General features: G+C 35.5%; 15 protein-coding genes. 13 read left to right on the top strand and 2 right to left on the bottom strand.

Annotated elements, in window-relative coordinates:
* Nucleotides 1–80 precede the first annotated feature (80 nt).
* Together EG359_RS08495 and EG359_RS08490 are read right to left on the bottom strand one after the other, a co-directional pair.
* Nucleotides 81–1,490, bottom strand: coding sequence for a hypothetical protein (locus tag EG359_RS08495; RefSeq protein ID WP_076352433.1), 1,410 nt, complete (start codon nucleotides 1,488–1,490; stop codon nucleotides 81–83).
* Between the two features lie 45 nt (nucleotides 1,491–1,535).
* Nucleotides 1,536–4,325: an outer membrane beta-barrel protein gene (locus tag EG359_RS08490; protein WP_076352432.1), complete on the bottom strand. Its 2,790-nt coding sequence runs from the start codon at nucleotides 4,323–4,325 to the stop codon at nucleotides 1,536–1,538.
* Nucleotides 4,326–4,640: 315 nt separating this feature from the next.
* Here EG359_RS08490 and EG359_RS08485 point away from each other — a divergent pair, with 315 nt between their 5' ends.
* From EG359_RS08485 to EG359_RS08425, 13 genes are all read left to right on the top strand, one after another.
* Nucleotides 4,641–5,315, top strand: a complete 675-nt coding sequence (locus tag EG359_RS08485) for a response regulator (protein ID WP_076352431.1) — start codon at nucleotides 4,641–4,643, stop codon at nucleotides 5,313–5,315.
* A gap of 48 nt (nucleotides 5,316–5,363) precedes the next feature.
* A complete protein-coding gene (locus EG359_RS08480) occupies nucleotides 5,364–6,395 on the top strand; it encodes a sensor histidine kinase (protein WP_076352430.1) in 1,032 nt (343 codons plus the stop codon).
* A gap of 134 nt (nucleotides 6,396–6,529) precedes the next feature.
* Nucleotides 6,530–7,126: an IS1096 element passenger TnpR family protein gene (locus EG359_RS08475; RefSeq protein ID WP_076352429.1), complete on the top strand. Its 597-nt coding sequence runs from the start codon at nucleotides 6,530–6,532 to the stop codon at nucleotides 7,124–7,126.
* Between the two features lie 148 nt (nucleotides 7,127–7,274).
* Nucleotides 7,275–8,624: an alpha-amylase family glycosyl hydrolase gene (locus tag EG359_RS08470; protein ID WP_076352428.1), complete on the top strand. Its 1,350-nt coding sequence runs from the start codon at nucleotides 7,275–7,277 to the stop codon at nucleotides 8,622–8,624.
* A 149-nt stretch (nucleotides 8,625–8,773) separates the two neighbouring features.
* On the top strand, nucleotides 8,774–9,214 hold the full coding sequence (locus EG359_RS08465; protein WP_076352427.1) for a hypothetical protein: 441 nt from the start codon (nucleotides 8,774–8,776) through the stop codon (nucleotides 9,212–9,214).
* A 13-nt stretch (nucleotides 9,215–9,227) separates the two neighbouring features.
* Nucleotides 9,228–9,881, top strand: a complete 654-nt coding sequence (locus EG359_RS08460; protein ID WP_123867305.1) for a hypothetical protein — start codon at nucleotides 9,228–9,230, stop codon at nucleotides 9,879–9,881.
* A gap of 145 nt (nucleotides 9,882–10,026) precedes the next feature.
* A complete protein-coding gene (locus EG359_RS08455) occupies nucleotides 10,027–10,821 on the top strand; it encodes a thymidylate synthase (RefSeq protein ID WP_076352425.1) in 795 nt (264 codons plus the stop codon).
* Nucleotides 10,822–10,923: 102 nt separating this feature from the next.
* Nucleotides 10,924–12,363 carry a hypothetical protein gene (locus EG359_RS08450; RefSeq protein WP_076352424.1) on the top strand — a complete coding sequence of 480 codons (1,440 nt, stop codon included), beginning with the start codon at nucleotides 10,924–10,926 and terminating at the stop codon, nucleotides 12,361–12,363.
* A 146-nt stretch (nucleotides 12,364–12,509) separates the two neighbouring features.
* A complete protein-coding gene (locus EG359_RS08445) occupies nucleotides 12,510–12,728 on the top strand; it encodes a hypothetical protein (protein ID WP_076352423.1) in 219 nt (72 codons plus the stop codon).
* A gap of 25 nt (nucleotides 12,729–12,753) precedes the next feature.
* Nucleotides 12,754–15,264 (top strand): M1 family metallopeptidase, encoded by a 2,511-nt coding sequence (locus EG359_RS08440; RefSeq protein WP_076352422.1) that lies wholly within the window; start codon nucleotides 12,754–12,756, stop codon nucleotides 15,262–15,264.
* Between the two features lie 119 nt (nucleotides 15,265–15,383).
* Entirely contained in the window at nucleotides 15,384–16,712 is a 1,329-nt protein-coding gene (locus EG359_RS08435; RefSeq protein WP_076352421.1) for a hydroxymethylglutaryl-CoA synthase family protein, read from the top strand.
* Between the two features lie 418 nt (nucleotides 16,713–17,130).
* A complete protein-coding gene (locus EG359_RS08430; RefSeq protein ID WP_076352420.1) occupies nucleotides 17,131–20,013 on the top strand; it encodes a SusC/RagA family TonB-linked outer membrane protein in 2,883 nt (960 codons plus the stop codon).
* 12 nt (nucleotides 20,014–20,025) lie between these two features.
* The gene (locus tag EG359_RS08425; RefSeq protein ID WP_076352419.1) at nucleotides 20,026–21,618 is read left to right on the top strand and encodes a RagB/SusD family nutrient uptake outer membrane protein; all 1,593 of its coding nucleotides are present in this window, start codon (nucleotides 20,026–20,028) and stop codon (nucleotides 21,616–21,618) included.
* Nucleotides 21,619–21,982 lie beyond the last annotated feature (364 nt).

Here is a 21,982-nt window from a genome sequence, read left to right as displayed (position 1 = left end):
TTGAAAATCCATTAAAAAAAAGCCTTCGGAAAATCTTTCCGAAGGCTTCTGATTGAATAAAATCTAATTACTATATTGTTCTATAAATTGAAGTTTGTCCATCCTGCATACCAAGTATCATTGGCATCTTTTACAGCACCTCTGTAAGTTACCTGAGTAAACCAAGTAGCTACTTTAGGATTTGTGAATGTTCCTCCTGTTAATAGTGGAGAACCGGCAGCTGGAGTAAAGTTTGGTGTAGTTCCTGCAGGAGCCCATGCACCGGCAAGTTTTACATCAGCAGTAGAAGCTAAGATTGTATTTCCTTTAGCGTTAAACCACGTTGTAAGGTCGTTCAATGTATAACTTGTTGGGGTAGAAGTTGAAGCTCCGAATTTTAAAGGAGTTGTACTTCCTGCTATAATGTTGTTTTCGAAAAACAGTTTATTACCTACAATATTATTATCTGTTGGAGTACCTTTAGTTGCATCAATGAATAAACCAACCGGGAATCCTGTGAAAACAGAGTTAAATACTGAGATAGAAGAGTTTCTTCTGATCTGCAAAGCATTCTGGAATAATGAGTTGATTGAACCCGGGCTTGAAGAATTGATTGGCCCAATAATCGTCATATTAGAGAATGTAGCTGATGTTTGAGGTGTTAGAGGAGAACCGTTAGCATCATTATCAGATTCAAAAGCATTAGAACCTGAAACGTCAGCTACCTGAGGATCTCTTACTGCGATACCGAACTGAACATTTCCTGAGAAACCGTTATCAGTATCGAAATCGTCATCAAGACCTTTGTAAGAAATAAGGTGAGAACAGTTTACCGTTCCTCCGAACCACTCAAAACTGTCATCATTAGCATAAGCAACTTCTACGTAATCTACAGTAGTACCGTTACCTACACCTCCGAATGTAAGTCCGTTAACCTCTTTGTCTGGTAAGAAAGCATATCCTGCATATTCAATTCTTACATATTTTAAGATACCACTGTTGTCAGCAGCATTAGTTCCACCATAAAGTCCAAGACCTTCAGAGTTATTGATACCTCCTTCAATTTCTCCCACTCCGTTTACACCTCCGAAAGATGCATTAGTAGGTGCATTTCCTAAGATAACAACACCTGCCCAGTCTCCTCTTTTCGGACTTGGTTTTTCTGAAGTGAAGATAATAGGGTTAGCAGCAGTACCTTCTGCCATTATTTTACTTCCTTTAGTAATAATTAAAGCTCCGTTTTTATCAGCTTCACCTACAATTTTTGTACCTGGCTCGATGGTTAAAGTAGCTCCGTTAGTTACATATACTAATCCTCTTAGCTTATAGATTTTATTAGCTTTAAGGGTAAGACTTGATGTGATTTTTCCTGAAAGAATAAGGTTTTCAGTCTCTCCGTTTCCGCTACCACCACCTTGAACGATGGTAGGTCCATCTTCTTCTATATTTCTACAAGCGGTAGTTGATACTAGAGCGCCAAGCATTAAAGAATATAAAACGAACTTTTTCATGTTATAAAGAATTAAATTATTTTATTAGATTATTTATTGGATATATTAAAATTTGTACCCCAGTGTTAAACTGATATTGGTTCCTGTTACTCTTTCTATAGCAAGAGCATCAGTTTTGTCGTATTTACCATTGTCATTAAGGTCATGGTAGAATTTAGCACGGCGGTTCAGGATGTCTGAAACATTTAGCTTTAGCTCACCTTTATCTTTCCATATTTTTTTAGCAATCTGGAAGTCTAAAAGTGGTCTTGGAGCTTCCCAGATTGGTGGAACCTGATCATTTCCTACATAAAGAATTCTTCTTCCGATCATGTTGAAAAGTACTGTAGATGACCATCCTGATTTCTCGGTATCATACTGAAGACTCGCATTGATCGTGTAAGGAGATTGCCCCTGCATCGGTCTGTCAATTTTCGTAGTTTCATCCGTTACTCTGTTCCAGATTCTGGAAGCATTTCCGCCCAATGTAAAGTTTCTAAGTGCAGAGATGAAATCAAGTTTTTTTCTGAATTCAACCTCTATTCCATACGCATCAGCTTTGTCTACGTTAAGATAGTTGAACGTATTACTCGTTCCTACCCCAGATTGGTTGAAGTATAGCTCAATAGGTTTTTTGAAGTTTTTATAGAAACCTGCCACAGAGAAGATCTCACCATTTCTTGGGTAATATTCCCAACGAAGATCCGCACTGGTAATTTTAGTTCTTTCAATATTTTTACTACCAATTACAGTAGCTCCCAGGTCGAAATCATAATAAGCCAAAGGAGAAACCTCTCTAAACTCAGGTCTTACAACAGTTTGTGAACCGGCAAGACGTACATTCATCTTAGGATTTACCTTGAATGTTAAGTTAACTGCAGGTAAAAAGTCCGTTACACGAGTGTTTACAAAACGGTCATCACTTTTTCTTGTGCTTCCTACTAGCTGATCAAAGTTTTCAACTCTTAATCCCCATACGGCTCTCAACCAAGGTGTGAAGTTGTTGTCAAACTGTAAATATCCAGCATTAAGAATGGTATTAGCAATATATCTGTACTGATTTCCGGCAATTTCATCGAATGTAAATCTACCGTCAGTTCCAAAGTTTTCCTGATTAAAGATAGTCTCAAAAGGTTGAGAAAGTAATCCCTGATTGTATCTTTCAAGCCTTACAGAGAATGGTCTTGAATTGTATATCCTGTCTTTTACCTGGAATAAATATCCTCCTTTGATGGTTTGCTTCTGTCCAAATAAAGTAAATGTCTTAGAAATATCACCACCCGCATTGTATAAATAATCGCTTAGGGTAGAATAGAAAACACTTCCTGATTTTTGAGAAAGACCATTAGAAATAAGTGCCAGATAAGGGCTTCCTTCTATATTGTTATACTGGTTATATTGCAAACGCTGTAGCAATGGAATGTATTGGTCCAGGATCCCGAAGCTTCCGTACCAGTTTACGGTAAATCCGCCAAGAGCATCTATTTTATGCGTTCCGGTAAGAGTAGAGTTGTAGAATGTAGTATTTTTAAATCCTGTTTCTCGGGCTATAATATTAGTTCCGTTGATAGGATCAAATTCAAAGTCCTTTCCAGATCTGAAAGACATGTGATTCACCGAGTTATTGGTGATAATGTTCTTGATGGAAATTTTATTGTTGTTGTTAAGTTTTAAAGTAAAATTCAACATTCCACCCAAGGTAACATCATTGCTGTATTTTTCAGTGAAATAATCAAAGTTGGTATCAGCAAGTTGGTTGTTGATGGTAAAGAAACGGTTAGTAGATTCAGTTCTTCTTTTGTTGTTGCTGTAGTTTAATACCGCAATTACTCCCAGATCCTTTCCGAATAATTTGGTATTGAACCCTCCGTCTAGCTGTAAGCTTATGTTTTCAGGATAACCTACGCTATTATAGCCCATGTTCTTGGTATATCCTTTACCTATTTCTGTTTTCTGAGCTTCCGTTAAGATTGTGAATGCATTTTTTGCAGGCATATTGGTTGGAAGCTTTCTGTAACCGTCATCAATTCCTAAAAAGTCCCATTTTCCACCTTTTTGCATATGGAACTCTTGTCCCATTGTGATGGAGTTTCCTCCCACACCTATTTGTGCATTAAAGAAATTCTTATTAGGAATATCCTTAGTATTTACCTGGATCAATGCACCTCCCCATTCACCTGTATATTCAGGAATAAAAGTTTTGTTAATTACCAGGGTTTCAATAACATTGGCTGGGAAAAGGTCAAAAGAGAATGTCTTTCTGTCAGGCTCCGTACTGGATAACTGAATACCATTTAGCATGGCCTGATTATAACGGTCTGATAAACCTCTTACTACAATATATTTTCCATCAAATAAACTCACACCGGAAACTCTTTTCAGAACCTCTCCTGTGTTTCTATCCGGACTTCTTTTAATAGCTTCAACACCAATAACCTGAGAAACTACCCCTGAATTTTTCTGTAAACCAATGGTAGAGGCTATGGTTTCTTTTCTTGCATTTGATTTTATTACAACTCCCTCAATTTCTTTCTCCTTAGTAGTGGGCTTATCTAAAACAATATCAAGGTGAGTGTTACCATCATTCTTTACAATAACTTCACTGATTTCCTTTCTGTTGTATCCGTTAGAGCTTACCGTTATTATGTAATTGGTACCAGGTGACAGATTGATCGAGTAATAACCGGCTATATCAGTAGTTACTTCCTGATCATTCACCTTTACTTTTACACCCTCTATAGGAGTGTTGTCTTTCTCATCCAATACCCTGCCTTCTAAGACTTGGCTCTGTGCAAAAGCAAAGCCCGCAGAAAACAAAGCAAGTAGCGTAATACTCTTTTGGAGTTGTTTTTTCATTTTACTTCTTTTTCAGGGGCAAAATAAGGGCTAAGTTTTCAGGAAAAGTTTAGGAGAATCTTAATTAATTGTGAAGTTTGTATTAATAGATAATAGCTGTTTTTTATTATTGATGTTTGTTTTTTATAATTATATTTTTTTTGTTTATTCTAATAATAGTTTTGTATATTTGATTTATATGTATTTATTTACTGTTTTTATTATCGATTTTTTAATTCAGAATTGATGATATGTTTTTTAATAATTAGTTAACATAACATAAATAAGGAAGACCACGGAAAATAGTTACTTTTGTGGGAATTCTTAAACTAGAAGATGAGCAAAAAAATTCTTTTAATAGACGATGAACTGGACATTTTAGAGATTCTGTCTTACAATTTGGAAAAGGAAGGTTATGATATCTATACAGCTACCAATGGTAACGAAGGTATAGAAAAGGCAAAAGAAATAATTCCGGATCTAATCCTCCTAGATGTAATGATGCCTGAAAAAGATGGCATTGAGACTTGTCAGGAACTTCGTAAAGTGAAAGAACTTCAAAAAACATTGATTGTTTTCCTTTCTGCGAGAAGCGAAGAATTTTCTCAATTAGCCGGTTTCCAGGCGGGTGCTAACGATTATGTCGTAAAACTAATCAAACCAAAAATCCTTATTTCTAAAGTAAATGCATTACTACAATTAACCTCTCAGGTTTCTGATAATGCAAAATTGATCGAAATTGGTGATCTTATCATTGATAAAGATAATTTCAGGGTTTCCAAAAGCGGACAGCAATTTCTGCTTCCTAAAAAAGAATTTGATCTACTTTATCTTTTGGCTTCCAATACAGAAAAAGTTTTCAAAAGAGAAGAAATTCTGGAAAAGGTTTGGGGTAACGATGTTATTGTAGGAGAAAGAACTATAGACGTTCATATTAGAAGATTAAGAGAAAAGTTAGGAATCAATACCATTCAGACTTTAAAGGGAATTGGATATAAACTGATCGTTTAATCACTTAAAAGCCTTAACTTTACGTTCAATCATTAAAACTTTGTAAAATTGAAATTTTACAGACTTACACTTGTTGCCTCCAGTCTTTTGACTCTGGTAATGCTCTTTTTGGTGGTCATTTTCGATTCACTTAAAGACATCTATTACGAAACACCCTTGTTTAAAACAGGGGTTTTAATTTCTGTTGTCCTGATCTTTATTATCAATTGCGTAGTATTGGAACTTTTGTTCAATTATTACGGCCGAAAACAGGTAAGAGGACTTTCCGGGATTCTTCCCCAGGAGATTGTACACGACCATGATGAAAATATTACCATCAAGGAACTGGGAGAAAGGTTTTCAGACCTTAATCAGCAGAAAGTGACAGAAATTGATATGATGAAGGAAATGGAAAGCTACCGTAAAGAATACATCGGAAACGTTTCCCATGAACTTAAAACCCCACTATTTTCTATTCAGGGCTATGTAGAAACCTTAAGAGACGGAGGAGTGGATAATCTTACCATCCGAGACAAATACCTGGAAAGAATTGATAAATCCGTAGAAAGGCTTATTGCCATTGTTACAGACCTTGATATGATCAACAGGCTTGAAGCCGGAGAGATTAATCTTACCGTTTCAAAATTTGATGTCAATCTTCTTATCAAAGAAATTTTTGATTTACTTGACCTTGAAGCCGAAAAACATAATACGACATTACAAATTCAGACTCTTCATCCACAAATCTTTGTAGAAGCTGATAAACAAAAGATTTCTCAAGTCTTTATTAACCTTATTTCAAATGCCATTCATTATGCAAACAGGCAGGAAGCAAGGGTTATAGTAAAAACAAGCGTCTTGAAAAATAAGGTGCTGATAGAAGTTATAGACAACGGAATGGGAATCAAATCAGAGATTCTGCCAAGAATTTTTGAAAGATTCTACCGCGTAGAAACCAGCAGAAGCAGGAGAGAAGGCGGTTCAGGATTAGGGTTGGCTATTGTAAAGCATATCCTTGAAGCCCACAACGAAAATATTACCGTAGAAAGTGTGTACCTCGAGGGAACAAAGTTCAGTTTTATGCTCGAAAAAAGTAAATAATTTCGTCAAAATGTAAGAAAAAAAAATAATTTAAAAAATCCTGAAATATTTTTTTGTCACATCTCATTTATTATATATTTGCACCAGAGATTTATCATAATTATAAAGGCAAAAAAGTAATTTAAGAAACTGATATGGTTTACAAAATCCGCGTAATATTAGATGCGAAAGAGGATATTTTCCGTGATATTGAAGTTAAGGGAAAACAAACGTTATGGAATTTACATTTAGGAATTAAGAGTGCGTTCAATCTGCAAGGAGAAGAGCTTTCTGCTTTTAATCTCTTAGAGAGTGATGGAACAATCGTAAAAAGTGTCCCACTCGAAGATATGAGTGATGATGGTGATGGCGAGATTATGTCAGATGTGTACATAGATGAGGCTTTTGAAAGTGTTGGAGACAAAGCACAATTCCAATATGGGCTTCTGGATCTTTGGGAGTTCTATTGTGAGCTTGTAGAGATCATTGACGAGAAAAAAGGAGTTGCTTATCCTATTACCGTTTTCAGGTTTGGAAATGTTCCTTTGAAAGCTCCTAGCAAAAGTGGAAATGCAGGAGGATCTAAAAAGAAATCAGCAATGCCTCTTATGGACGATGATTTTAGCTTTGATGACGATTTTGTTGCAGGAGGAAACTTCTCAGATGAAGATGACAGCTTCGACGATGACGAAGAAGAAGACTACAACGATGATGTCTTTGATGATGAGGACGACAATGATGATGAAAGATAGGAGGTAATCATATACAAAATATAGGCCCTGGATTTTTAATCCGGGGCCTTTCTATTGAGTAAGGGCAATTCGATTTTATCTTTTCGCCTTTCTCTGCTTCTTTACCCTTTTCCTGCCCAAAATTCTTACTTTTGTTAAAAATAGATTAATGAAAAAATTAATTTTATTAGCCATAATTGGTCTGGGAATTGTTTCCTGTACCACTCAAAAAAATACACGGAGGATGACAGATTTGCCAAAAGACTGGAAACATAACACGAATATCTACGAGGTAAACATAAGACAATATACTCAGGAAGGAACTTTTAAAGCATTTGCTAAAGAAATGCCCCGACTGAAATCAATGGGAGTAAAGACACTTTGGTTTATGCCAATTACCCCAATTGCACAGCAAAATAAAAAAGGAAGTCTGGGAAGCCCTTATGCAGCTGCAGATTATACTTCTATCAATCCGGAATTCGGGACAATGGAGGATTTCAAGGATATGGTGAATGAGGCACACAGACTGGGCTTCAAGGTGATCATTGACTGGGTAGCCAATCATACCGGATGGGATCATGTCTGGACAAAAACACATCCTGAATTTTATTTAAAAGATCCTGATGGAAAGTTTCACATTGCTTCAGGAATGGATGATATTATTGAGCTGGATTATAAAAATCAGGAAATGCGCCAGGCAATGATTGATGCCATGAAGTTCTGGGTAACAGAAACCCATATTGATGGTTTCAGATGCGATCTTGCTTCATGGGTAGAGGTTGATTTCTGGGAACAGGCGCGCCCTGAAGTAGAAAAGGTAAAGCCTCTTTTTTGGTTAGGAGAATTTGATGAGCTGGAAAGCCCTGAGTACGGAAAGGTATTTGATGCAAGCTATTCCTGGAAGTGGATGCACAAATCCGCTGATTATTACAAGAAAAACGAACCTCTTCAGGAATTAAAGGATCTGTTGATACAGTACTCTAATATTGGCGATAAGTCAATGAGGGCTTGGTTTACAGCCAATCATGATGAAAATTCATGGAACGGAACAGAATACGAGAAATATGCAGTTATTGCAAAGCCTATGGCCGTATTTTCTGCAACATGGAATGGTGTTCCGCTATTATACTCTGGCCAGGAACTTCCCAACATGAAAAGGTTGGAGTTTTTTGAGAAAGATGTCATCAAGTGGAATAAAACATATCAGGTCGCAGATTTCTATAAAATATTATTGGATTTAAAATCATCCAATCCTGCCTTGAGAGGTGGAGATTCAAATGTTGCCACCTATCTACTTAATACAACGGCTAATGATAAGATTTTGGCCTACGTAAGAAAAAACGGAAAAGATGAAGTGCTGGTCGTTCTAAATATGTCAAAAGAACCTGTAAGCTTTACCATTGAAGATGGAAATATATCAGGAACATTCAGAAACGTTTTTGAAAAAACTAAAAGAAACTTTGATGAAAGTAAGGATTTCAATTTCAAGGTTTCAGATTATGCTGTATTTGAAAAATGAAAATTAAGGCCATTGAAATTCTGGCTGAAATTATAAAATCCTAATTACAGAATTTTAAGTGTACCATATTCCCCTCTGTCGGAGGGGAATTAAAATTTATGATTTTGATGAGTGGTTTTTACCGCTCACAACCAAACAATATCATTACAATGAACAAACAGGAAATAATAAACATACTCAAAGCCAAATTAACAGATAAGATTCAGTATTTCGAAAACCTGATCAATGAAACACGTGCCTCTAATAATGACACGAAAAGCTCAATGGGTGACAAGTATGAAACCGGTAGAGAAATGCTTCAGCAGGAAATTAATAACCTGCAACGTCAGCTTAATGAAGTCCTGAATCAACAGGCGGTTTTGCAAAAAATAACAACAGATCTTTCTGAAAAGGTTCAGAACGGAGCTTTGGTAAAAACCAATAAGGGATTGTTTTATGTAGCGGCTTCAATGGGAGAAATCATTTTTGAAAATCAAAAAATTATGACCGTATCAGCAGAATCTCCTTTAGTAAAAGCAATGTTTGGCAAGAAAATGGGAGAAGCATTTACCATCAACAATATCAATCAGAATATTGAAAATATCTGGTAAATCAATCCTTATTATGATGAAATTTAAAAATGTACTTCTCCTTGCTTTTTTCTTGGGTAGCTTTGTGATCAATGCACAGGTTCGCGCAACTGTTTCTGGGAAAACCTATGATCTGGAATCTGTAAAACTTACGATAGATGGTTTTGTTATTACCCTTGATTCTGAGGGGTTAATTTCCGATTTTAATGCTCCGGACTTGAATGGTAAAATTGAATACTATGATGATAAGACTTTCGATAAAATTAAATATGGAAAGCTTAAAAGCATTGGCGGTGTAAAAATAGATTACTGGGATGAGCTGGGCTGGAACAGTGCAAAAAATGGTAAACTGAAAAGTATAGGAAGTATTACTGTAGATTATTGGGATGATTCTGCCTTTACCAGAGAAAAAGCGGGTAAAATAAAGAAAATAGGAGACCTAAATATAGATTATTGGCCCGATGATGTCATCGATAACAGCAGAATGGGTAAGTTGAAAACGATAGGCGATATTTCCATTGATTATGGAACAAAGGATATTATCGACCAGAGTAAATTTCAGAAACTGATAAAATTCGGTCCAGTAAGTCTGGATTATTCAAATGACAAATTTATAAACAAGCAGAGTTATGGACTAATAAAATCCATCAATGGAAACAGTGAAAAAATTAGTGTTTCCGTATTGTAGTCCAATAACATGATATAGATTATTTCAATAACCTGTAGATAGCAGATATACAAATGTTTAATAAAAAACGTTTACATCTATTTTAAAAAGCATTCAAATATTGAGTGCTTTTTTAGTAAATTTGAACCATAAAATTCCTTTCAAAATGCAAAATTACCTGGATCTTTTACAACATATTTTAGACAACGGAACTGATAAAACCGATAGAACAGGTACCGGAACAAGGAGTGTGTTCGGATATCAGCTGAGATATGATCTGTCAAAAGGCTTTCCATTGGTAACCACTAAAAAAGTGCATTTAAAGTCCATCATCTACGAATTGCTTTGGTTTTTAAAAGGAGATACCAATATCAAGTATCTTAAAGATAACGGGGTAAGTATCTGGGATGAATGGGCAAATGAGAATGGTGATCTTGGGCCGGTTTACGGAGCACAATGGAGAAGCTGGAATGGAGCTGATGGTAAAGTTGTAGATCAGATCACTGAGGTTATTGACCAGATTAAAAAGAATCCGGATTCCCGAAGATTAATCGTTTCTGCATGGAATGTAGCAGAAATTCCAAATATGGCATTGGCACCTTGCCATGCATTATTCCAGTTTTATGTAGCAGATGGGAAATTGTCTCTTCAGCTTTATCAGAGAAGTGCAGATGTTTTCCTTGGTGTTCCTTTCAATATCGCAAGTTACGCGCTATTATTAATGATGGTAGCACAGGTTTGTGATTTGGAAGTAGGAGATTATGTTCACAGTTTTGGAGATGTTCACATTTACAACAACCATTTTGAGCAGGTAAACAGACAGCTTTCGAGAGAGACCAGACCACTTCCGACTATGAAGCTGAATCCGGACGTGAAAGACATCTTCGATTTCGATTTTGAAGACTTTACTCTGGAAAACTATGATCCACATCCGGGGATCAAGGCTCCGGTAGCAATTTAATATGTCACTCGATATTTTTAATATCCTTTTGTAATTGGTATATTTCCATTATTTTTGATGCTTGTGAAAATATAGTTTTCACCACAAATTTTGAAAAATAATATGGAAAAAAAATTAAACAATAGTTATCTGATATTTCTGAATATCTTAATAATTGTTTACAATCTTTATATATGCCTGGCTGTTTTTAAAGAGAAAATAGTTGTTTCAGACGACCTGAGTAAACTTTACGAATCAAAGCAAATTTCAAAGTCGTATTTCAGTTACATTTATTCTTTTCTTGACTCCACAACCATGGCTGCAAGACCTGTGTCTGGATTTGTCACGGGAACCTTGATTTTTTTTTCCAAGTCTAATGAATACATCTATCTTTTAGGCGTACTCTTTTTTCCTCTTTCTTTGATTGCCATTTATTGTGTAGCCAAAAATATTCTGTCAAAAGAATTGGCAAGTTTGGTTACCTTACTGTATTCATGTTCTTTAATTGGGACAAGTATTCAGTTTTCGTCCATTATGCTAAACTCCAATCTGGCAACCATCTTTTTCTCCTTAAGCATTTACTTTATCTGCGTTCGTAAAAATATAATACTTAGCGCACTGTTTTTTATTGCCTCCATTTTGAGCTACGAAATTTTTCTTCCGTTGATTCTTTTGAATTTATTTTTAATTAAGAATAATAAAAAAAGAATTGTATTTCTGTTGATTACTTCAGGGATCATTGTTCTTTTCAGAAAGGTTATCCAGCCGGAGATATTTGTTAATTCCTATCAAAGAGATGAAGTAGGGAAGATTTTTGAGTTTAAAAGAGTAGGTCAGATAGCTGTCTATTCCGTTAAACTGTTTTTCAAGGACATTTTTGTGGGAATGTATAAAGGATTATTGAACCTTAGAAATATTCATATTGTAGAAATAATATCCGCATTGATGGTGTCTTCAGTCGTTTATAAGGTATTTTCTGCTTATGATTTTAAAAGTCAACTGCATCGTTTTAAAACATTAGGAATCATTTCCCTGATTTCAATACTGCTGGGATTAAGTATTTTTCTTTTCTCATCCTATATTCCTACTGTTTTCGGGTTTGATAATCGAAACCTTGGAGCCATAAGGCTTTTCTATACGCTATTTGTGATTTCAGGAATTGTATATGTATTGGTTAAGCTGAAATTAGGAAATAAGATAATCAGCGTATGTTTTGCAATCCTTGCCTTTCTTCTCATGATCACGGATATCAGTGTTAAAAATTCATGGATTTATGCAAGCAAGTTTAACAATGAATTATTCAGCAAACTAAACATTGCTCTTAAGGAGAATCATATTGAAAATGGAGAAATCTGCTTGAAATATGATATATCAAATGAATTAAAGACCAATCCTCACTTTACTTTTAGAGAACCTATTTTCTACAATAACTGGGAAAGTCCCATGCTATCTGAAATGAATGGTATAAATTCCAAAAAGATCCATGTTTATAATGTGGAGAGAAAAGCAGATTGTGCAACCGTTTTTCTTTACCAAAACGGAAAAATAAGCAGGGTAAAATGATTTCAGCTTTATTTTTAAATACTTAAAATGCCTAAAACAGGTATATTGTTTCTAAAATAAGTTTTAAATTTGAAAGAAGATCCATAACGGATTATAATTCCTTTTAAAAAGGAGATTAGTAGTATATCTAATTACAAATATAAATCATGAAGTATTTAAAAATAAATATTGAAGAGAATGTAGATCCTGAAATGCTTAAGAATGCAATACTTCAATTGAAGGGAGTTACTTCAGCAGAAGTTGTAGATGACGAAAACCCGGAAAGTGAGCTGAAAAAAGCATTTGCCAAAACAAAGGAACAATTGAAAACAGGGGATTACGAAACTCTAGTCAATGATATTTTTGACATCATAATAAAAAAATAATTCTAAATAATAATAAAGTAGACAGATGAGAAAGGCCATTTTATCGATTGCTATACTCGGGATTTTATTTTCCGCAAACGTATCAGCACAAACTGAAACTTCAGGAAGAGAAAAGGTATACAGAGCTACCCATACCAAGGTAACAGAACTTAAACATACCAAACTGAAAGTAAACTTCGATTATCAGAAAGAACAGATGAATGGAGAGGAGTGGCTTACTGCTTCACCATACTTCTATGCTACCAACGAACTGATACTTGATGCAAAGGCAATGCTGATTCATGAAGTTGCCCTTGATAACAATGGTAAAAAATCTCCTTTAAAATACGAATATAAAGATGATGTCCTGAAAATTACTCTGGATAAAACCTACCAGAAAAATCAGGATTATACAGTTTACATCAAATATACATCCCGTCCAAACGAAGTAAAGCAACAGGGGAGTATGGCTATTAATGATGCAAAAGGACTTTATTTCATTAATGCACAAGGAACAGAACCGGATATGCCTACACAGATCTGGACTCAGGGAGAAACGGAATCTTCTTCAGCATGGTTCCCAACAATTGATAAATCCAACCAAAAGACCACACAGGAAATCTATATGACGGTTCCTGATAAATATGTAACACTTTCAAACGGAGTTTTAAAAAATTCCCAGAAAGAAGCCAATGGACTTAGAACAGATCATTGGGTGATGGATAAAAGACACTCTACCTATCTTTTCTTTATGGGAGTAGGTGAATATGCCATCGTAAAAGATAAATGGAGAAATATTCCCGTAGATTACTATATCGAAAAAGAATATGAACCTTATGCCAAGCAGATTTACGGAAATACCCCTGAGATGATCGAGTTTTTCTCCAAGAAGCTGAACTATGATTATCCTTGGGCAAAATATGCACAGATTTCCGGTAGAAATTATGTAAGCGGCGCCATGGAAAATACTACAGCAACTCTTCATGGAAGTGATATTCTTCAAAAACCGGGGCAGCTTATCGATGAAAATACTTGGGAAGATACTATTGCCCATGAATTATTTCACCATTGGTTTGGAGATCTGGTAACAGCAGAAAGCTGGAGTAACCTTACCGTAAATGAATCTTTTGCCAATTACTCAGAATATCTTTGGAACGAATATAAGTACGGAAAAGATCAGGCTGACTATCACCTGATGACGGACGTGAACAGATATATCCATAATCCATCAGACTTTAAGAAAAATCTTGTGAGATTTAACTATGAATCTCGTGAAGATGTTTTCGATCTGGTGACGTATCAGAAAGGTGGGGGAATCCTAAATATGCTAAGAAGTTATCTTGGAGATGATGCTTTCTTTGCCGGAATGAATGATTACCTGAAAACGTATGAATATCAGAATGCAGAAGCTCATCAATTGAGACTTTCCTTTGAAAAAGTGTCAGGAAAAGACCTGAACTGGTTCTTTAATCAATGGTATTTTGCAAACGGTAACCCGAAGATCAACTCTTCATTTACTTTTGAACCTGTAAAAAAACAGGTGTCAGTTACAATTAACCAGACTCAGGAACCGCTTTTTGAGTTTCCGTTGGCAATTGATGTATATGATAATGGAAAACCGAAGAGATACAATGTTTGGGTAAATGCAGAAGCAAAGAATACATTCAGTTTTGATGTTTCCAAAACTCCGGATCTGGTAAATATCAATGCAGATGGAGTTCTACTGGCAGAGATTACGGATAAAAAGACTCCTGAACAGAACCTGATGCAGTTTACAAACTCCAAGGAGTTTAAAAATAAATATAATGCTTTAACAGGGATAAAAGACCAGTTAGGAAAAAGTCCTGCTGCTATAAAATTATTGTCTGCAGCTCTTAAGGATCCCTTCTTTAGAGTGAGAATTCAGGCTTTACAATTAATGGATCTTTCAAATCCTGAACAAATTAAAGCTTTAGGAGCTGATGTAGAAAAACTAGCTGCTAATGATCCTAAAACATTAACGCAGGCTGCAGCTATTGCTGCCTTGGCAAAAACGAAAGATAAAAAATATCTTCCGATGTTTGAAAAAGGCATGAGTGCCGTTTCAAATGCTGTAAAAGGAAACTCTCTAGGTGCTATTCTTGCCGTAGATCCGTCAAAAGCAAATAATTTTGCAGACAAAATTGATCTTGAAGGGGCCTCAGAGGAATTACAGGCACAATTGCTTCCAATTATTGTAAAGAATAAGGTAACTTCCCAAATGTCAAATATTGCTCGAATTGCAGTATTTTATCCGTTTATTAAGTTCCAGAACCCGGAATTAGGAAAAGCTGCGGAAGATGGCTTCAACTGGATCATGACTTCAGATAACCTAGCGGCAACTGAAAGCATTACTAAAATAGCTGGGTATGCTAAAAATCAGATGACAGATAACCCGCAAGCTAAAATGATGATGGTTCAAATGCTGAAAGATGGTTTGAGTAAAAAGATGGAATTATTAAAACAAAATCCACAGAATGCTGCAAGTATCAATAAGCAGATTGATACCTTGAATAAAGCAATTGAAAATTATAAGTAAAATGTAAAGCCGGCAGAATTTGTTGGCTTTCTTTTTCTTATTAATATTATAAAAAACAGTGGTTTTAACCGCTGTTTTTTGCGTTATCTTTCATAAATTCGTTTAAAATTTAGAAAATTATGAGTTTTGGAATTGAGGCGGCAAGCTATTATGTACCTTCTTTGTATTTGGAAATTAAAGATTTAGCAGAAAAAAGAGGCATAGAACCTGCCAAATTGGAGAAAGGGTTAGGACTTCATAAAATGGGACTTCCCGACGTACATGAAGATGCAGCTACTTTTGCAGCAGAAGCATTATTAAGGTTAATTAAAGATTATAATATCAATCCTAAAGAGATTGCAAGAATTTATCTGGGAACAGAAAGTGCATTAGACGCGGCTAAGCCCACGGCTTCCTATGCAATGCAAATGGTTGAAAAGGTATTGGAGGGCGAATTTGGTGAAAGGGTATTCAGGAACTGTGATGTGGTAGACATGACTTTTGCCTGTGTAGGTGGAGTAGATGCTCTTCACAATGCTTTAGATTTTGTAAGAGTAAACCCTGATAAGAAAGCAGTGGTAATTGCCAGTGACTATGCAAAGTATGAACTGGCTTCTTCCGGAGAATATACACAAGGAGGTGGCGCAGTTTCGCTTTTAGTCTCTGCAAAGCCGGATCTTCTGAAAATTGATAATCATTGGGGAGTTGCTACAGAAAGCGTTTTTGATTTTTTCAAACCAAGAAGACAATATAAAAAGGAAGACCTGATGGGAGCTCCGGATGTTTATCCTGATAAAATTGAAATTTTTACAGATGAGCCGGTTTTTGATGGGCAGTATTCCAACCAGTGTTATCAGGACAGGATAAAAGAAGCATATCAACATTATAAGGATGTTACAGGTAAGGATAAACCTTATCAGGATTGGAAATATATTGTTTTTCATCTTCCTTATGCTTTCCATGGAAAAAGAATATTTACTGAGATTTACAGTCTTGAAAACGGATTGTCTTATGAAACTCCCGAAGAGCAAAAACTTGTTGCAAAGTCTGAAAATTATGTACAATTGATGAATGATGTAATAGAAAAGACTCAAAGAGCTTCTTCCGAAATAGGAAATATGTATACAGCCTCTATTTTTATGGCATTCCTTTCCGGTTTGCAAACTTCTTTTAACGACAATGAAGATTTGTCTGGAAAAGAGATAGGATTCTTTGGTTATGGTAGTGGATCTAAGTCGAAAGTTTTTGCGGGTAAGGTTTCTGAAAACTGGAGAAAAGTTGTGGATAAATGGAATCTTTTCGAAAACCTGAATAATAGAACTGCTATTGATTTTGATACATACGAAAAGCTTCACAGAAAACAATTGAATCAATCTGTAAATACAGGCTACAATGGATTTGGCCTTGTTTCTATTGAAGATGGAAATCCTGTTTTAAATGGAGCTAGATACTATAGTTATAAGAAATAATATTTATACTTATAAAATTATAAAAAGCATCTCAAAAATTGGGATGCTTTAGTTTTTTATATGTTTTATGTGATTTTTGTTATCAATTTATTATGATTTTTGTTAAAATTATGATTATTTATTATTCTAAATATTGAATATTTTTCACATTAATTTATTTATAAGTTAAAAATATTCATTAATTTTTTAATTTTAATTAAATGTTAGATTTTTTTTAAATGTTGTTAATATTTTGTTAAAGTTAAATTGTTTTTAAATATATTTAACAATTATTTAAAATTAACTATAATTATTAATTTAAAATGAATTTTTAATTAATAATTTTCACTTCAATCGATTGTTTGATAGGATATTTTCATTTGAATCTGTTCTTTCTTATTAACATATTTGTCATCGGAATATCTTAAAATTTGTTAATATGAATGGAAAATTATCAGTGCTAAGTGCTGGAGTCCTGTTTTTTATAGGGCAAGGCGTGATGGCACAAAAGGTGAAAAAAGACACGGTTTCCACAAAAGAAATTGAAGAAGTCTTGGTGGTGGGGTATGGAACCCAGAAGAAAAAAGAAGTTACAGGTGCTGTTACATCTATTAAAGCCGCTGATGTAGCCAGTATTGCTGCTCCAAGTTTTGAACAGCAGTTGGCAGGTAAGGCTGCGGGTGTTCAGATTACCAGTACAACCGGTATTTTGGGGGAAGCTCCAAGAGTAAGAATTAGAGGGATTGCATCTATTACCTCGGGAACATCACCGCTGTATATCGTAGATGGTATTCCTATCTTTTCCGGAGATGTAGGAGGTCAAACTGCTACCAATGGTTTGGGGGATATTAACCCAAATGATATTGAATCCTTTGAAGTCTTGAAAGATGGTGCTGCAACAGCAATCTATGGTTCAAGAGCTGCGAATGGGGTGATCCTGATAACTACTAAAAAAGGAAAAGGAGGAAAATTAAGCCTTAACTTTAGCAATTACGCAGGATATGCAATGCCGGTAGGTTTGTATAATTTACTTCAAACTCCTGACTTTATTGCTATTTCTAATGAGAAAAGATCGAATGCAGGTCAAACGGCAATCGCGTTCGGTACAGAATATAACACAGACTGGCAAAAGGCAGTTCTAAGATCCGCCGCATTCCAAACAGATAATACATTATCAGCTTCAGGTTCATTCGGAAAATCAAGCTACTATACTTCCATCGGATATACCAAGCAGGAAGGGGTTGCTATTCCTAACGAAATGCAGAGATTCTCTACAAGAGCTAATGTGGATCATCAGGCATTTGAATGGATGAAGATTGGAACAAACCTAAGTTTTACAAAAACAGATTATATAGGACTGAATACGGGTGCATCATCACTTTCAGGGAATATTTACAATGCTATTAAGCAATTGCCAAATACACCCATCTTTGACCCAAAAAGCCCAACCGGATATAACATCGATGCGACTGATCCAAGGGTAGTCGGTAGATGGCAGAATGCATTGCTTGCCGGAGATAATATTACGAACATCGTATATGCCCTTAATAACAATAAAATGAGATCCAGTGTAAACAGATTGATCGGGTCTCTTTATTCAGATATTAGATTTTTACCTTATTTATCTTACAGATTTCAGGTAAGTGTTGACCAGTCTCAGACCAAAGGGTTTGTATATTGGAATCCTATACATGGTGATGGACGTGGATCCAATGGGTATATCCGAAATGACTTTTCAGATTATCTAAGAGGGAACATCCAAAATATCTTGACATTCAATAAGACTTTTGGAGAAAAGCATAATATTGGTGCTGTAGCAGTGTATGAATACCAAAAGCAGAAGCTGCAAAGCTTCTATGGCGGTGGAACAAACCTGTCGACTCCTTTCTTTAATAATGGAATTATTTCCAACTCCGTAGGAACACCTCAGTCAGGAGGAGGAATTACAGAGCAGGGAATATTATCATATGCTGGAAGATTTAATTATAACTATGCAGGTAAATATTTCTTACAGGCATCCATAAGAAGAGACGGACTTTCTTCATTACCAATGAACAACAAGTGGGGTAATTTCCCAGGAGTATCTGTGGGATGGACGATAAGTAAGGAAAACTTCATGGAAAAGATCAGTAAGGTAGTTTCTGATTTTAAAGTAAGAGCTTCTTATGCTAAAGTTGGAAATACAGATATTGGTAATTATCCATATTTAGGATTGTTCAGCAATTACAAATATGCGGATTACACTGGGGTTGCTTATTCACAAATTTATAACCCAGATCTAAAATGGGAAACAAGTAACAAATATGATTTAGGGGTTGACCTTGCCTTGTTCAGTAATAGATTGAAATTTACTTTTGATTATTTTGAGAACAAAGTTACGGACATGATTATTGAAGCTCCATTGGCTCCATCATTGGGAGTTCCTAACAATAGTATTTTCAAGAATATTGGAGATATGAAGAACAAAGGATTCGAATTTTCAGTGGACTACAATGTTCTTAATACTGAGAGATTCGGATTGGATGTGAATGCGAACTTGACATTGATGAGCAACAAGGTATTGGCTCTTGCTAATAATAATGCTGATATTTTCTCCAGTGCAAACAATATTATCCGTGTAGGAGAGTCTTTGAGATCAATCTACGGATTTGATTATTGGGGAGTGAATGCAGCTAATGGTAACCCAGTGTATTATAAAGCTGATGGAAGCTTGGTTCAAGGACTTGTAGGACAAGGTTCCTATGCAGTTTTCGACCCTTCTAATCCTAACGATGTGAGCAAATCTTCTACACTAGGCTTGTCGGATAAGAAAGTATTGGGGAATACATTACCGAAATATTTTGGAGCAGTTGGTATTAAATTCAGATTCTATGACTTTGACTTAGGTACAACGGTTAGATTCAGTGGTGGTAACAAGATATTCAATGCTACTAGAAGAGATTTAATGACCTTGAACTTCAACAATAATTCAACGGAAATTCTAGGAAGATGGCAGAGTCCTTCAAATCCGGGGGATGGGTTGACACCTAGATTGATCTTTGGAGATAATACATTGAGTAACCAGACCAGTAATGCTACTTCAAGATTCTTGGAAGATGGAAGCTTTGTTAAGTTTGATGTAATCAGCTTAGGATATACTTTCCCTAAGGATGTTCTTAAGTCTATTGGGGTGAGAAATCTAAGGATTTACTTCCAGGCTCAGAACGCATTCATCATTACTAAATATAAAGGCCTTGATCCTGAAATGGAGAATGCTGGGGTAGATTTTAATGGAACTCCTCGTCAAAGAGTATTCAGTATGGGCTTTAATGTTTCACTATAAAATAAAATAACAATGAAAAATAATAATATAATAAGAAGGGGGTTGTCTGTTTTATCGGTATCATTATTAATGGCGATGGTGAGTTCTTGCTCAGACAGGGAGACCTTAGATTTACAACCTTATAATAACCTCTATGAAGATATTGCCTTTACTTCTGCAGTGAATGTAGATTTGGCTGTGATGGGGGTGTATAATGCGGCACAGAATGGTATTTATAAAACGGCACCGGATGCTGCCAATACTCCTAGAGGATATGTATTTGGAGCCGCTTATGTTGAGCAAAATGATGTACGCGGTGAAGATATGGTTAATACAGCTACTTTTTACCAGTTAACATATACGGCAACTTATGATGGTGGTTCTCCTAATAATTCACATTATTGGATGAATGGCTATGGGTTGGTTAATAAAGCAAATATTACAATAGATGGTCTGAAAAAAGCAGGTGAAACAGGAGTGATTACCCCTGCGGTACGTGATAATTATTTAGGTGAAATGTACTTCTTAAGAGCATTAGCTCACTTGGAATTATTAAAGCATTTCTCCCGTCCATATAATTTTACAGCCAATGCAAGTCATCCGGGAATCCCTTACCGTACTACCGCAATTACCAGCCCTGCTGCTATTGAAGAGGCTCTTAAGGTAGGAAGAGGAACTGTGGCGGAAACCTATGCTAAGATCCTTGCTGATTTGGACCAGGCGGAATTACTTACGGCAAGTAAATCTACAAGATCAGGTAATGCAAGAATTACCAGAGCTACTAAAGAAGCTGCAATTGCTTTGAAAGTGAGAGCTTACCTAAATATGAGAGATTGGACAAAAGTACTTACAGAAGGAGCAAAACTAAGTTCTGCTTATACGCTTACTGCTACTCCTGATGTACCATTCATTTTGGCTAATAATTACAACAATTCTGAATCTGTCTTCTCCATTGAGAATTCAGCTAATACCAATCCTGGGACTAATGCTGGATTAGCGTCTATGTATAGAGATCGATCATTGGTATGTATCAGCCCTATTATCTGGAGAAATCCAAGATGGTTATTGGATGATAAGAGAAGAGCTGAAACGGCAATGGTAAGAACTTCTTCTGCAGGAGTGAAGTATGTGAATAAATATAAGGATGTTACTAACCTATCGGATGGATCTCCAATCATGAGATATGCCGAAGTAATCTTGTCTATGGCGGAAGCTTATGCAAGACAGGGAAATACTGCTTCAGCTATTACATATCTGAATATGGTGAGAAACAGATCATTGGCAACTCCGGCTACTCAACAATATACTGCTGCTTCATTTGCGAATGCAACAGATCTTGTAGATGCCATTATTACAGAAAGAAGAATAGAGTTCCTAGGAGAAGGAATGAGATGGGGTGATATTCATAGATTGCTTTATGATGACTTGGTACCTACGCCTGGTATTCCTGCTAAGGTAGGTAATTCTACGCCTCCGGGATCTGCCTTTACATTGGGTACTCCGTATACAGGACCATTAGGTGTCGCTATGATTCCAAAAACAGATTTCAGAATATTATGGCCTATTCCAAATGATGAAATTGTGAATAACCCAACGCTTGCGGCCCAGCAAAATCCGCAATGGTAAAATAAGGATATATTGAAAAATATAATTTAAATGGCAAAAAAGAAGAATGAAAAGAATTCTGGAAAGCCCATCAATTTGAACCGATTTTTTAAATCGTATATATTAACAAATTTTTAATTTTAACTGTAGGGAGACTGCCTTTTAAGGTGGTCTCTCTGTTTTTTATAGGGTTGTTTTTAATGTTAATTAATGGAATTTAGCGCTTGTTTTTCCCTATTTTGCTTAAAATTAAGAAAAAATGTATTTAATTTTTTTCTCTAATATCAATGTTTTGTGTTTATATTTTTCACTTTATCGAATAAAATAATGTATGCTGATTTTTATTTTACTTTTTGTTAAAATTCCCTCATTGTTTAAAATGGTT

Origin of the sequence: Chryseobacterium joostei, from assembly GCF_003815775.1 — a bacterium.
GTDB lineage: Bacteria > Bacteroidota > Bacteroidia > Flavobacteriales > Weeksellaceae > Chryseobacterium > Chryseobacterium joostei.
The sequence above is the reverse complement of the archived record's forward strand: the minus strand, read 5'-3'. Positions and strand labels throughout refer to the sequence as shown.

Bases quoted from the DNA above. Each gene is read 5' to 3' on its own strand.
- EG359_RS08460 (WP_123867305.1), top strand. From the start codon at position 9,228: ATGATGAAATTTAAAAATGTACTTCTCCTTGCTTTTTTCTTGGGTAGC.
- EG359_RS08440 (WP_076352422.1), top strand. From the start codon at position 12,754: ATGAGAAAGGCCATTTTATCGATTGCTATACTCGGGATTTTATTTTCC.
- EG359_RS08445 (WP_076352423.1), top strand. From the start codon at position 12,510: ATGAAGTATTTAAAAATAAATATTGAAGAGAATGTAGATCCTGAAATG.
- EG359_RS08450 (WP_076352424.1), top strand. From the start codon at position 10,924: ATGGAAAAAAAATTAAACAATAGTTATCTGATATTTCTGAATATCTTA.
- EG359_RS08475 (WP_076352429.1), top strand. From the start codon at position 6,530: ATGGTTTACAAAATCCGCGTAATATTAGATGCGAAAGAGGATATTTTC.
- EG359_RS08455 (WP_076352425.1), top strand. From the start codon at position 10,027: ATGCAAAATTACCTGGATCTTTTACAACATATTTTAGACAACGGAACT.
- EG359_RS08465 (WP_076352427.1), top strand. From the start codon at position 8,774: ATGAACAAACAGGAAATAATAAACATACTCAAAGCCAAATTAACAGAT.
- EG359_RS08485 (WP_076352431.1), top strand. From the start codon at position 4,641: ATGAGCAAAAAAATTCTTTTAATAGACGATGAACTGGACATTTTAGAG.
- EG359_RS08490 (WP_076352432.1), bottom strand. From the start codon at position 4,325: ATGAAAAAACAACTCCAAAAGAGTATTACGCTACTTGCTTTGTTTTCT.
- EG359_RS08495 (WP_076352433.1), bottom strand. From the start codon at position 1,490: ATGAAAAAGTTCGTTTTATATTCTTTAATGCTTGGCGCTCTAGTATCA.
- EG359_RS08470 (WP_076352428.1), top strand. From the start codon at position 7,275: ATGAAAAAATTAATTTTATTAGCCATAATTGGTCTGGGAATTGTTTCC.
- EG359_RS08425 (WP_076352419.1), top strand. From the start codon at position 20,026: ATGAAAAATAATAATATAATAAGAAGGGGGTTGTCTGTTTTATCGGTA.
- EG359_RS08435 (WP_076352421.1), top strand. From the start codon at position 15,384: ATGAGTTTTGGAATTGAGGCGGCAAGCTATTATGTACCTTCTTTGTAT.
- EG359_RS08430 (WP_076352420.1), top strand. From the start codon at position 17,131: ATGAATGGAAAATTATCAGTGCTAAGTGCTGGAGTCCTGTTTTTTATA.